Annotated in this window: 11 protein-coding genes; 4 read left to right on the top strand and 7 right to left on the bottom strand. The window is 71.1% G+C overall.

Annotation, left to right across the window (positions count from 1 at the left end):
• Position 1: 1 nt before the first annotated feature.
• Positions 2-1,108 carry a phenazine antibiotic biosynthesis protein gene (locus IF30_RS0122550; protein ID WP_030241321.1) on the bottom strand — a complete coding sequence of 369 codons (1,107 nt, stop codon included), beginning with the start codon at positions 1,106-1,108 and terminating at the stop codon, positions 2-4.
• Positions 1,105-2,277, bottom strand: coding sequence for a CoA transferase (locus tag IF30_RS0122545; RefSeq protein ID WP_051710840.1), 1,173 nt, complete (start codon positions 2,275-2,277; stop codon positions 1,105-1,107). Before IF30_RS0122545 ends, IF30_RS0122550 begins: the two co-directional genes overlap by 4 nt.
• A gap of 206 nt (positions 2,278-2,483) precedes the next feature.
• Between IF30_RS0122545 and IF30_RS49505 the strand changes: the two genes are divergently transcribed.
• From IF30_RS49505 to IF30_RS0122530, 3 genes are read left to right on the top strand one after another with little or no spacing between them, the layout of a single operon-like run.
• Complete coding sequence (locus tag IF30_RS49505) at positions 2,484-3,245, top strand: class I SAM-dependent methyltransferase (protein WP_051710839.1); 762 nt, start codon at positions 2,484-2,486, stop codon at positions 3,243-3,245.
• Positions 3,242-4,693 (top strand): carboxylesterase family protein, encoded by a 1,452-nt coding sequence (locus tag IF30_RS0122535; RefSeq protein WP_234322802.1) that lies wholly within the window; start codon positions 3,242-3,244, stop codon positions 4,691-4,693. Before IF30_RS49505 ends, IF30_RS0122535 begins: the two co-directional genes overlap by 4 nt.
• A complete protein-coding gene (locus IF30_RS0122530) occupies positions 4,690-5,490 on the top strand; it encodes a tyrosine-protein phosphatase (protein WP_030241308.1) in 801 nt (266 codons plus the stop codon). The genes IF30_RS0122535 and IF30_RS0122530 overlap by 4 nt, the downstream gene beginning before the upstream one ends.
• Before the next feature lie 63 nt (positions 5,491-5,553).
• Here the strand turns inward: IF30_RS0122530 and IF30_RS43820 are convergent, their stop codons facing one another.
• Genes IF30_RS43820 through IF30_RS0122515 form a run of 3 tightly spaced genes read right to left on the bottom strand, consistent with a single transcriptional unit; the run spans position 5,554 to position 9,061 of the window.
• Positions 5,554-6,501: an LLM class flavin-dependent oxidoreductase gene (locus IF30_RS43820; protein ID WP_051710834.1), complete on the bottom strand. Its 948-nt coding sequence runs from the start codon at positions 6,499-6,501 to the stop codon at positions 5,554-5,556.
• Positions 6,498-7,763, bottom strand: coding sequence for an LLM class flavin-dependent oxidoreductase (locus IF30_RS0122520; protein ID WP_030241303.1), 1,266 nt, complete (start codon positions 7,761-7,763; stop codon positions 6,498-6,500). Before IF30_RS0122520 ends, IF30_RS43820 begins: the two co-directional genes overlap by 4 nt.
• A gap of 29 nt (positions 7,764-7,792) precedes the next feature.
• Positions 7,793-9,061, bottom strand: a complete 1,269-nt coding sequence (locus IF30_RS0122515; protein WP_030241301.1) for a cytochrome P450 — start codon at positions 9,059-9,061, stop codon at positions 7,793-7,795.
• Between the two features lie 196 nt (positions 9,062-9,257).
• On the opposite strand from IF30_RS0122515, the gene IF30_RS0122510 reads away from it, so the two are divergent.
• Positions 9,258-10,103 (top strand): methyltransferase domain-containing protein, encoded by an 846-nt coding sequence (locus IF30_RS0122510; RefSeq protein ID WP_030241298.1) that lies wholly within the window; start codon positions 9,258-9,260, stop codon positions 10,101-10,103.
• Between the two features lie 14 nt (positions 10,104-10,117).
• On the opposite strand, the gene IF30_RS0122505 is transcribed toward IF30_RS0122510, so the two are convergent.
• Positions 10,118-11,167, bottom strand: coding sequence for an aldo/keto reductase (locus IF30_RS0122505; RefSeq protein ID WP_030241296.1), 1,050 nt, complete (start codon positions 11,165-11,167; stop codon positions 10,118-10,120).
• Positions 11,168-11,177: 10 nt separating this feature from the next.
• Entirely contained in the window at positions 11,178-12,050 is an 873-nt protein-coding gene (locus tag IF30_RS0122500; protein ID WP_051710832.1) for a phosphotransferase, read from the bottom strand.
• Positions 12,051-12,053: the final 3 nt, after the last annotated feature.

The following is a 12,053-nucleotide window of genomic DNA, read 5'->3' as shown; positions in this document are numbered from 1 at the left end:
GTCAGTAGACACCCTCGATGACCTTCTCGCCGGCGAAGGTGTCGACCGGAGCCGGCGAGGACACCGAATCGCCGATCTGTCCCGTCGGGCCCGGCACCCGGATCACCGTGTCCCGTTCGAGGTTGTTGGGCAGGAACATGCCCTTGCTGACGTGGTTCATGACGATCTGCCCGCGTTCGCCGTACTCGACCGACCGGCCCGTCACGGGGTCGACGACCCGGAAGGTCACCACGGGGCTGCGCGGGTCGTAGACGATGTCCTCGTCCGGGCTGAGCCCCGGGCGCTCGGTGGCGCTCTCCAGGATCATCAGGCTGCCGTACCTGCTGATCATGCGCACGTTCGGGAAGTGCTCGTGGCGCAGGACGAAACGCTCGTCGACGGTCATGTGGGCGCCGCCCCAGAAGATCAGTTCCACCTTGGCGTTGATGAGTTCGACCAGCCGTGGCCGGCGCGCGCACGCGCGCAGCACCGGCGGGGTGGTCACCAGGAGCCCGACCCGCTGGGTGGCCAGGATGTGCTCCGCCTGGTCGAGGATGTGCTCGAGGTACGCCTCGGCCTGGTCCGCCTGCTTGGTCGCGATGACCTTCTTGACCCACCGAGGGTCCATGTCGATGCAGAACTTGATCGTGTTCTGGCGTTCGGCGATGTAGTCGTACATGCAGCCGATCTTGTGCGGTCCCGTCGGCGTGAGCACCAGGATGTTGGACGGCTCCCGGTCCGCGAACTGGGGCCCCTTCAGCATCCGGTCCACGGAGTTGGCGATCCAGTCCGGCATGAAGATCGCCCGCTTCGGCGCACCGGTCGTCCCGCCGCTCTCGAAGACCCGCGGGGCGGGCGGGTTGGGGCCGTAGCCGCGTGGGACGAGGTCCTCCACCGGCACGCTGCGCAGCTCGTCCACCACGTTCGGGAAGCGCCGCAGGTCGTCGTAGGTCCGCACCTCGGTCAGTGGATCGAAGTCCAGCTGCTCCATGCGCCGCAGCCAGAACGGGGATCCGGTCTCCGCACCGAAGTGCCAGCGGACCGCGGTCCGCAGGTATTCGTCGGGGTCGGTCGGCTCGGATGACGGGTCCAGCACCTTCCAGCGCTGGTCCTCGGCGGTCGCGGTCATCGGTGGTCTCCGTTCAAGACGTCGTCGGTGTGCTCACCCAGCTGCGGTCCCGGCCACCGGATCCGCCCCGGTGTCTCGGAGAGCCGGAATGCCACGTTCGGCATGCAGACGCTGTCGAGTTCGCTGTCGGGTACGGTCACCGTGGCCTGCCTCGCCCGGAAGTGCGGGTCCTGCAGTACGTCATCCACCTCGTAGATCGGCGCGACGGCGGCCCCGGCCTCCTCGAACGCGACGATCACCTCGTCCCGGCGGAAGCGGCCGATCCACTGCCCGAGCGCGTCGTCCAGCACCTCACGCCGTGACACCCGGCCACGGCCGGTGGCGAACCACGGCTCCTCGGCCAGCTCGGGCCGGCCCACCAGGCGGACCACCCGCTCGGCCACGGACCGCGCGGGCGCCGACACGGCCACCCACCGCCCGTCGGCGCAGCGGTAGACGTTGCGGGGCGCGTTGTTGTCCGAGCCGCTGCCGACCCGCCGGGGCTTGACCCCGAGCTTGTCGTAGGCGGTCACCTGGGCTCCCATCGCCGCGATCATCGCCTCGGTGATCGAGACGTCGGCCACCTGGCCGCGTCCGATCCGCTGCCGGGCGTGCAGCGCGATCAGCGTCGCGCAGGCGGCCTGCAGGCCGGCCATGACGTCCCCCAGCGGGAACGCCGGGAGCAGCGGTGGGCCGTCGCGGTCGCCGGACATCGCGGCGAGACCGCTCATCGCCTCCGCGAGGGTGCCGAAGCCGGGTCTGCCCGCGTACGGGCCGTCCTGGCCGAACCCGGTCACTCGCGTCACGACCAGGTCCGGGTTGGCCTTCTGAAGCACTTCGGGGGCGAATCCCCACCGCTCCAGCGTGCCGGGCCTGAAGTTCTCGATCAGGACGTCGGCGCCGGCCACCAACTCGACGAAGCGGTCATGGTTCTGCGGGTCCTTCAGGTCCATGACGACGCTCTTCTTGTTGCGGTTCACGACCTTCCACAGCAGCGGGACGTCGTCGCACTGGTAGCCGTACCCGCGGAGCGGATCTCCGGTGGGGTGTTCGATCTTGATCACGTCGGCACCGAAATCACCCAGCATCGCCGCCGCGAACGGGGCCGCCAGCAAGGTTCCGATGTCGATTACCTTCACATCGGCGAGGGGCGCCGGTGGACCGTCCGGCACCGACTCTTGCTGCGGCATGGAATCGCCCTCCGGCGTCGGCAGAATACTGGACACTGCCCACTTCTACCGATCTTCCGGCGCCCGTGTGAAGTGGCCCTTGGTACAGCGGAGGTTCTGCACGAAGGTTCACTTCACCTCCTGGAGCGATACCGGTTACATGGGGCACCTCGGCATGCTGACTGCCGAATTTCAGCCGGTCCGCGTGGCGGAGGGAAACAAATACCATGTCCTTCAGCACACGTCATCTCGACCGTGCACGCGCCGAGTCGTTCGGCGCCTCGGCCGAGGACTACGATCGTCACCGCCCGGAATATCCGGCCGAACTGATCGACGACCTCGTGCGACTGGGCGCGACGGACGTCCTCGACGTCGGGTGCGGCACCGGGAAGGCGTCGGCGGCGCTGTCCGCGCGGGGGCTGTCCGTGTCCGGGATCGAACCCGACGACCGCATGGCCCGCGTGGCGCGGCGCCGGGGCCTGCCCGTCGAGACCACGACGTTCGAGGCCTGGGATCCGGGCGGGCGGCAGTTCGACCTGATCATCAGCGCGGACAGCTGGCACTGGGTGAACCCGGAGCAGGGTGCCCGGAGGGCCGCGCGGGTCCTGGTGCCCGGCGGGCACATCGCCCGTTTCTGGAACTTCCACGTATTGGACGATCCGATACTCGAGGAACTCGGCGGGGTCTACCGGAAACACGCCCCCGGGGTCCAGGTGGGAGGAGCCCGGCAGAAGAGCACGACCGGTGTCCGCGATCCGCTGGCGGACGGCGCAGACTTCACCGCGGTGGCCCAACGGAACTACCGGTGGAGCCTCGCCCTGAACGCGGACGAATGGATCGGGCTGATCGGTACGTTCAGCGACCATCACCGCATGGAGCCCACGAACCGGTCCGCCCTGTTCGACGGTGTGCGCGCGGTGATCGAGGGCTGCGGCGGAACCGTCCGCACCACCTCGGGCACCTTCCTGCAATTGGCTCGACGAGTGTGAGTTCCGAAGACTGGGGAGACAGCGTGTCAGCGATCGAGACCACTTCCGGACCTGTCCGCGGATTCCTCGATCGCGGTGTCCCGAATTGGCGCGGAATACCGTACGGACGGATTCCGGGCCGGTTCCGCCCGGCTCTTCCGGCCACGGGCGGGAACCCCGTCGACGCCGTTCGGTGGGGCCCGGTGAGCTGGCAGGTGCCCATGTCCCCGACGCCGCAGCGCTGGAGTCCGCTGTATCCGGACGCGGTGCAGCACGAGGACTGCCTCAACCTCAACATCTGGTCCGCGCGCCCGGAACGCCCCGATCCCCAGCCGGTGCTGGTCTGGTTCCACCCCGGTCGGCACATGGTCGGCGGAACGATGCGGACCGTCGACCCGTGGGCCTACGCGGCCCGGCACGACCTGGTCATCGTGACAGCCAACTACCGTCTGGGGCCGTGGGGTTGGCTCCCGCTGGCCGACCTCGACCCGGAATTCGCCGACAGCACCAACCTCGGCGTGCGCGACCAGCTGCTGATGCTGCGCTGGGTCCGGGACAACATCGCCGCCTTCGGGGGCGACCCCGGTAACGTGACGATCTTCGGGCTGTCGACCGGCGGAACCGACGTGGCGACCCTCCTGGGCGTTCCCTCGGCCGCGGGGCTGTTCCACAAGGCCGCCGTCTACAGCGGCAACGCCGAACTCGCGCAGTCGCGGGACGAAGCGGCCGGGCTCGCGGAACGCTTCCTGAGCGCCGCCGGCCGGCTCGCGAACGACGCCGGTGCCCTGGCCGGGCTGTCGAACGTGGCGCTGCGGTACGCGCATTCGCAGACCCTGCGGGCCGGACAGGTGCGGTACCACGCAGTGGTCGACGGTGACCTGATCCCGCAGCCGCCGCTGCCGGCGATCGCGGACCGCGCGGACCGGATCCCCGTGCTGGTGTCGGTCACCTCGGAGGAGGCGGGAATCCTGGAGATCGTCGAGGAGGGGGCGGCCGTCGACGCGAAGTACTCCCGGCTGATCGGGGGGGCCGACGACACGTCCCGCGGCGAGAAGGTCGGCCGGCTGTCCGACGAGCTGTACGTCCGCCCGGCCGAGCGGCTGCTGTCCGCGCTGGACACGCCGGGCCCGGGTACCGCCGGTGCCGCGCCCTGCTGGGCCCAGGTGTTCGACTACCACCCGACCACGTCGCACCTCGCCGGGTACCCCGGGATCGCCCGCCGCGCCGTGCACGCCGCCGACACCGCGGCGCTCTTCTGCGACGCGGACGGAGCGGAGGGCACCGGGACCGACCGCGAGGTCGGGGCACAGGAGCAGAGCGGGCTCGTGCGCCTGGCGCGCCACGGCGATCCAGGCTGGGCGCCCTACACCCCGCGGGAGCCCCTCGCCCGGTGGATCGGGCCGCGTTCCCCGGACGGCGCCGACCTCCGGCCGCTGCCCCTGACCGAGACTGCGGAGGTCCCGCGATGAACCCCGGCACCCAGCGGATCGAGTTGGCGGGCGCGCTGAACGTCCGCGACCTGGGCGGACTGGCCACCGCGGCGAACGGCGTCACCCGATTCGGCCGACTGATCCGGTCGGGCGGCCTCCAGGAGCTGACCCCGGCGGACGTCGAACACCTCACGCGGACGCTCGGCGTCCGCGAGGTGATCGACCTGCGCAGCACCGCCGAGGTGCGGCGCGAGGCACCCGGGCCGCTGGCCCGGGTGCCCGGTGTCAGGATCCGCAACCTGTCGCTGCTCGCCGAGTCTCCCCCGGGGTCCGCCCAGGGCTCGGAGCGGGTGGACACCGAGCGGGCGATGCCCTGGAACCGGTCGGGCGTGGACGGTCGGCCCAAGCCCGCCGGATCGACCGGGCACTACCTCCGCTACTGCGCCGAACGGCCGGACTCCGTGGTGGCGGCGCTGCGCGTCATCGCGCACGGCACGGGAGCGACGGTGGTCCACTGTGCGATGGGCAAGGACCGGACCGGCGTGGTGTGCGCACTGGCCCTGGAGGCGATCGGGGTGCGCAGGGAGGACGTCGTCGCGGACTACGTGCGCTCCGGCGAGCAGATGGCCGAGATCGTCGAGCGGCTGCGGGACAACCCCCTGTACGCCGCCGACATCAGCTCCCGCCCCTTCGCGAGCCTCCTGCCGCGCCCCGCCTACATCCAGGACCTGCTCGACACGTTCGACGACCGGTTCGACGGCGTCCGCGCGTGGCTCGCCACCCACGGTTGGACGGCGGACGACCAGGAGGCGCTGGCCGGCCGGCTGCTGGACTGAGTCACGGGTGACTGCGCGACGGGCCGGACCGCCACCGAAGTGGCGGTCCGGCCCGTCGATCGTTCAGCGGCCGGCCGGGCGCGGCAGTCCCAGGCGGGCACGCAACGTGGGGCCGGCGCCCGGGGGGAACTTCTGCCGCACCGCGCGGGCCGTCTCCAGCGCGGTCTCGAACCCGGCACCGGCGGACGGGAGGAGGACGAATCCGTCCGCCGGTCCGTCCTCCGCCTCGCTCAGCAGCTCGTCCACCGGGGTGTCGGCCGTCCGCTCCAGGAGCAGCCGCACGTCCTCCCGGCGCCGCCCGGCCGCACCGCACGCGTCGTCCACCGCCCGCGCCAGATCGGCCGCGGCAGCGGAGACCGCCAGCGGCACCACCGCCAGGTCGCCGAACGCGCCGGCGGAGGCGGCGTCCTCGGCGCAGGTGACCTGCCGGACCAGGACCGGGTGTCCCTGCGGCGGGCGGGCGATGTTCAGCGGGCCGGCCACGGCGAAGTGCTCGCCGCGGTGGTCGAGGGTACGCAGCCGCTCGGGCACGAAGTACACGCCCGACTCGCGGTCCCGGAGGAAGGCATCGTCCTGGAAGCTGTCCCAGAGCCCGGCCAGTACCCGGGCGAACTCGTCCGCGCGGGCCCGCTGGGACGGGAGCGGGGCGGGAGCGTCCGGCTGGTGGTTCGCCGCGTCCGCCGCCACGGCGGGCGGGGCGATCGCCCATCCCGCCCAGCCGCCGCCGAACTGGTCGATCGTGGCGAGCAGCCGGGCGACGTGGTACGGCGCCGCGTACTCGGTCGAGATCGTGGGCACCAGGCCGATCCCCCCGGTCGACACCGCCAGTGCGGCGGCGAGTGTGCCCGCCTCGAGGCCGCCCGGGCCGTCCGGGCCGGTCGAGCGCCGGTCCGGCAGGATCAGGGCGTCGATGCCGCTGTCCTGGGCGGCGCGAGCACGACCGAGCGCCTGCGGGAATCCGCCGCCCTCGTCGGGGCCGGCGGGCAGCTGGGTGAACAGCGCGATCGTCATTTGACACCTACCCGAGACGCGGTGGTCAGGCCGAGATTGTCCCGCAGGGTGCCGTCGGTGTAGGCCGTGCGCACCAGGCCGCGCCGGCGCAGCTCCGGCACGACGTGGTCGACGAAGTCGTCCAACGAACCCGGCAGGTAGGGGAAGTCGACGATGAACCCGTCGGCCGCCCCCTGGGTGAACATGGACTCCATGTGGTCCGCGAGCTGTTCCGGGGTGCCGGCGACGATGTCACCGGCCGTGCGCAGCGAGAGTTGGCGGAGCGTCAGGTTGTCCCGTCTGGCCAGCTCGATCCAACGCTGCGCGGTGCTGTGCGAGTGGTTGGACACCGGCAGGTCGGGCACCGGTCCGTCCAGCGGATAGCCGGTCAGGTCCACGTCGCCGAGCTGGTCCTGGAGCGCCCGCAGCGCGACGATGTCGGGCATCAGCTCCTGCAGCTCCCGCAGCCGGTCCCGGGCGGCGGCCTCGGTGTCGGCGACGATCGGCTGCAGTCCGACCCAGATCTGGATCGAGTCGGGATCGCGGCCGTACGCGGCCGCGCGGTTCTTGAGGTCGGCGTAGAACTCCTGGGCGTCCGCCAGCCTGGTGTGCCGGGTGAACAGCACCTCGCCGTGCCGGGCGGCGAAGTCCCGTCCGACCGGGGACGCGCCGGCCTGGAAGATCACCGGTCGGCCCTGCGGCGGGGACGGCACGTCGAGCGGGCCGCGCACGCTGAAGAACCGCCCCGTGTGGTCCACCGGTTCACGGCCGTTGGTCCAGAGCCGGTTCGCCACCGAGATGAACTCGTCGGCCCGGACGTAGCGAAGATCGTGCTCCATGTGCTCGTCGAAGCCGAAGTTGCGCGACTCCCAGGGCGCGGCCGAGGTCACCACGTTCCATCCGGCCCGGCCACCGCTGATGTGGTCGAGGGAGGCGAACCTGCGGGCGATGTCGTAGGGCTCGTTGTACGTCGTGGTCGCGGTCGCGGCGAGGCCGATGTGGTCGGTGACCGCCGCGAACGCGGACAGCAGCGAGAGCGGCTCGAAGTGCTCGTTGCGCGCGGTCCTGCTCAGGTGCTCGACGTCGGTGCCCCACAGCGCCACGACGTCGGGGACGAAGAGGCAGTCGAACACCGCCCGTTCCAGCGTGAGCGCGTTGCGGCGGTGGAATTCGAAGTCGAGCTGAGCGTCGGGCCGGGTCAGCGGATGCCGCCACGCGGCGATGTGCCCTCCCGGACCGTCGATGATCGCTCCCAGCCGCACCACTCTGGGCTGCCGTGCCATGTCGCCTCCTGCAGGTGTTCTCCGGCGGGTCACTCGAACAGTGCCGCCGGCAGTGGGTTGCTCGCCGATTCCGAGCCGATGCGCTTGCCGGGGGTGAACCGCACCGGCATCCGCAGGTAGCCGTGGATCTGCCCCACGGTGGGGTACTTCTCCGCCTCGCCCGCGATGATCTCGTAGTCCGGCATGCGCGCCAGGACCTCGCCGATCACCACCTCGAAGTCCATGCGGGCGATGTGGCGTCCGATGCACCGGTGGATGCCGACGCCGAACGCCGCCTGCCGGCCGGCGTCCCGGTCCAGGTCGATGACCTCGGGCTGCGGGAACACCTTCGCGTCCAGGTTGGCCGCGGCCCACGACAGCAGCACGCGCTCGCCCTTGCGGATCGGGCAGCCGTCCACCGTGGTGTCCGCCATCGCCGTGCGGCCGGCGCCCATGACGGGGGTGAAGTACCGCAGGAACTCGTCGCACACCTCGGGGATCCGCTCGGGCGCGTCGATGAGCGTCTTCCGAGCGTCCCGGTTGCGGTCGAGGTAGTCGAGGGTCGAGGCGAGCAGGGCGGTCGTGGTGTCGACCCCGCCGGGGATGACGGCGTTGCAGACGCCGACGACGTCCTCGTCGGAGAGCTTCTCCCCCCCGATCTCGACCTGGGTCAGGAAGCTGATGAAGTCGTCGCCCGGGTGGGCGCGGCGCTTCGGGACCAGGGCCCGCACCTCTTCGATCAGCCGCGCGAAGTCGGCCTCCACGCGGTCGAACTCGGGGGTTCCGGGGTGGGTGTAGACCAGCGCGTGCAGGACGTCGGCGTAGACCCGCCAGTCGTCCATCGGCAGTCCCACGAGTTCGAGGGTGATCAGCGCGGGCACCGGGTTCGACAGGTCGAGCACCAGGTCGATCTCGCCGCTCTCGATGGACTTGTCGACGCACCAGGTGGCGTACTGCTGGATGCGGGGGCGCAACCGCCGGGCGGCCGGCGGGGAGAAGAAGGTGTTGAGCGCCTTGCGCCATTCGTTGTACTCGGGCGGGTCGATTTCGAGCGGCAGCCCGCGGAACGACGAGGCCGGGACGACGGTCCCCTGCGGCCGGCCTGGCACATTCGGGAGTTCGTGTGCGGATGAGAATAGCTCGGGCTGGTGGGCGACCTGGGAAACCTGCTCGAATCCGGAGACCAGCCAGAATCCGCCGTGCTTCCGGCTGTAGGACACCGGGCAGTGCGTGTTCATCTCGATGTTCGCAGCCCAGGGGTCGGCGGCGTACTCCGCCGAGTGATGATCGAAATCTGTTTCGGCCCGCTCTTCGGACATCGCCCCATCCTTCCACCCCGGCACGCCGGAATCCTCGGAATCCTCGTTCGGTTCTATCGGATCCACGTGGGCCAGTGAATAATACTTTCGTACATATATGTACGCGTGTACGAAGGTCCACTTCTGGTCACCCCCCTGGGCCATTAAATTCTACCGGGACCTCAGAGGTATCCGAATCTCGCAAGGAAGTGACGCCATGACGGTCGGACCATCCGGCGCGAACAGCGACGTCGCGAATTTCTACAACGGCAGTGGAAAAGTTCGCGTAGCAGGAAAGATACGAGACCGCTGGGGCGGTAATCTGCACAACGGGTACTGGCACGACGAGGACGACGACGCCTCCCCGGAGGTGGCGACGGACCGGCTCACCGATCTGATGATCGAGCGCCTGGCCCCGCAAGCCGGCCAGCGCGTGCTCGACATCGGCTGCGGCATCGGCAAGCCGGCGGCCCGACTGCTCCGCGGCCACCCGGTGGACGTGGTCGGCATCACGATCAGCGAGTCCCAGGTGGCGCAGGCACGGGCCGGCGCCGCCGAGGCCGGCCTCGCGGACCGTGCGACGTTCGAGTACGCGGACGCGCAGCAGATGCCGTTCCCGGACGACTCGTTCGACGCCGCATGGGCGCTGGAATCGATGTTCCACATCCCCGACCGCAACCGGGCGCTGGCCGAGACCGCGCGCGTGCTGCGCCCGAAGAGCCGGCTGGTGATCGCGGACTTCGTCCTGCGGGGGCCGATCAGCGAGGACGGCCTGCAGGCCGTCCAGCGGATCTGCGAGACGTTCGGCGTGCACACGATCGGTCCCCTGGACGACTACCTCGCCCAGCTCGCCTCGCACGGCTTCACCGGTCCCGACGTCCTGGACATCAGTGACAACGTGGCCCGCACGGGGAACCTCCTCGCGGACGCCTGGGAGGACGTGCGGGGGCAGCTGGAGGAGAACGGGAACTCGGACCACGTCGACGCCCTGATCACGGCGACCCGCGACTTCTCCAACACTCCGGAGTTCGGCTACGTCCTCGTCTCCACGACGCTGGGCTGACCGGTCCGGTCCGCTCACTCGATCGTCCGGCTCCGCTGCATCGCCCCGAAGGCGCCGTAGGGATAACCGGCCGGTCTGGGGTCGCTCGCCTCGGTGAGGCGAGCGACCTCGTCGTCCTCCAGCGTGATCCACCGGGCCTGGAGGTTGTCCGCGAGCTGTCCCGCGTCGCGCGCACCCAGCACGGCCCCGCTGACGCCCGGCTGCGCCGTCACCCACGCCAACGCGACGGCAGCCGGGGAGACGTTCCGCGCGGCGCCGATCTCGTCGAGGATCTCCAGGATCCGCCACGTGCGGTCGCCGGCCGCGTGCGAGCGGTACAGGGCGTCGACGTAGGCGTTGTGCATCTTCCCGCGCTCGCGCTGGTCGGCGAACCTCGCCGGGCCGGCCGGCGTGGCATGGCGTGCGTACTTGCCGCTGAGCAGGCCCCCCGACAGCGGTGACCACGCGAGCATCCCCAGGCCGTTGGCCCGGCCCGCCGGGACGATCTCCCATTCGACCTCCCGGCACAGCAGGCTGTACTGCGCCTGGAACGTGACCGGCCTGGCCAGCCCCATGGATTCGGCCAGGCCGACGGCCTTCTGCAGCTGCCAGCCCGTGTAGTTGGAGATGCCGACGTAGCGGATCTTGCCGGCGCGCACCGCGTCGTCGAGGAACCGCAGGGTCTCCTCCTGCGGCGTCAGCGGATCCCAGGTGTGCGCCTGGTAGAGCGTCACGCAGTCGACGCCGAGGTTGCGCAGGGACGCCTCGAGCGCGCGGGTCAGGTTGTGCCGCGTGTTGCCCCACTGGTTGCGGCCCGCCGTGGTCGTGTAGCCGCCGCCCTTCGTGGACAGCAGCATCCGCTCGCGCACCTCCGCCGTCCGGGTGCGCAGCCACCGGCCGATGACCACCTCGGCCCTGCCGTCGCCGTACGCGTCCGCCGTGTCGATCAACAGGCCGCCGGCCTCGGCGAAGGTGTCCAGCACCCGGACCGCCTCGGCCTCGTCGGTGCTGCCCCCGAACGTCGCGGTGCCCAGCGCGTAGACCGAGGTGGCGAGGCCGCTCGCGCCGAGGGGCACATACTTCATGGGTTCGTCCTCACTGACCGGCCGGGCCGACGGACCGGCGGTACGCCGCCCACCGCGCGCTCGCGTCGCGAAGCTCACCGGTCATGCGGTTCGGATGGTGGATCGCGACGTACTGCCAGTACCTGGCCAGCACGTCCGCGAAGACGTCGAGCACGCCGGGCTCCGCGGACCTCCAGGCAGGGACACGGGCGGCCCACTGTTCCGCCGCGCGCGGCGGGTTCCCGGCGTAGACGAGCCAGACGACCCAGCAGGCCGGATCTATCCACGCCGCGCCCCGGGTGGCGGTGGCCCAGTCGACCAGGCGGACGTGCCCGGTCGGCGTGACGAGCATGTTGGTGTGGTGCCAGTCGGTGTGCAGCAGGGTGTCCCCGTGCAGCATCCGGGCCGACGCCGGATCGTCCAGGTACGGCGCCCAGCGCTGCTCGGCCCGGGGAACCGGGGCGTCCTGGCCGGCGACCGCGCCGAGTTCCGCCATCACGTCGACCACCAGCTGCAGGTCGCGGGATCCGGCGTGGTACTCGGCGCGGCGGCCCTCCAGGTGCTCGAAGCCGAGGACGTCCCAGCCGTCGGTCTCGACCCGCCACAGCACCTTCGGCCCCAGCGGGACGACGAAGGGGTTGACCGCCACTTCGCAGCCCTGGGCGAGCGCCGCCGGGTGGTCCGTGCGCAGCCCCTTGACGAACACGCGGTCCCGGCCGCTCCACACGGTGGCCGCGACGTGGCTGCTGTAGCCGTCCTGGGCCGGCTCGACCCGCTCGACCGGTCCGACGTTCGACTCGATCGCGGCGAGGACCGTCGCCGGCAGGTCGTCCCAACTGCCTCTCAGGGAAACCGCGCTGGGTGACAGGTCGGCGAGGTCGCCGGCCACGGGATTCACGGTCATCCT

The organism is Streptomyces sp. NRRL S-350 (genome assembly GCF_000719705.1).
In the GTDB taxonomy this organism is placed as follows: domain Bacteria; phylum Actinomycetota; class Actinomycetes; order Streptomycetales; family Streptomycetaceae; genus Kitasatospora.
Note: the sequence above shows the minus strand (reverse complement) of the source record. Positions and strands in the feature narration are given on the sequence as shown.

What these genes read in the sequence shown, in the direction of transcription:
- IF30_RS0122515 (WP_030241301.1), bottom strand. Translation starts at nt 9,061, where the DNA reads ATGTCCGAAGAGCGGGCCGAAACAGATTTCGATCATCACTCGGCGGAG.
- IF30_RS0122550 (WP_030241321.1), bottom strand. Translation starts at nt 1,108, where the DNA reads ATGACCGCGACCGCCGAGGACCAGCGCTGGAAGGTGCTGGACCCGTCA.
- IF30_RS0122510 (WP_030241298.1), top strand. Translation starts at nt 9,258, where the DNA reads ATGACGGTCGGACCATCCGGCGCGAACAGCGACGTCGCGAATTTCTAC.
- IF30_RS49505 (WP_051710839.1), top strand. Translation starts at nt 2,484, where the DNA reads ATGTCCTTCAGCACACGTCATCTCGACCGTGCACGCGCCGAGTCGTTC.
- IF30_RS43820 (WP_051710834.1), bottom strand. Translation starts at nt 6,501, where the DNA reads ATGACGATCGCGCTGTTCACCCAGCTGCCCGCCGGCCCCGACGAGGGC.
- IF30_RS0122500 (WP_051710832.1), bottom strand. Translation starts at nt 12,050, where the DNA reads ATGACCGTGAATCCCGTGGCCGGCGACCTCGCCGACCTGTCACCCAGC.
- IF30_RS0122530 (WP_030241308.1), top strand. Translation starts at nt 4,690, where the DNA reads ATGAACCCCGGCACCCAGCGGATCGAGTTGGCGGGCGCGCTGAACGTC.
- IF30_RS0122545 (WP_051710840.1), bottom strand. Translation starts at nt 2,277, where the DNA reads ATGCCGCAGCAAGAGTCGGTGCCGGACGGTCCACCGGCGCCCCTCGCC.
- IF30_RS0122505 (WP_030241296.1), bottom strand. Translation starts at nt 11,167, where the DNA reads ATGAAGTATGTGCCCCTCGGCGCGAGCGGCCTCGCCACCTCGGTCTAC.
- IF30_RS0122520 (WP_030241303.1), bottom strand. Translation starts at nt 7,763, where the DNA reads ATGGCACGGCAGCCCAGAGTGGTGCGGCTGGGAGCGATCATCGACGGT.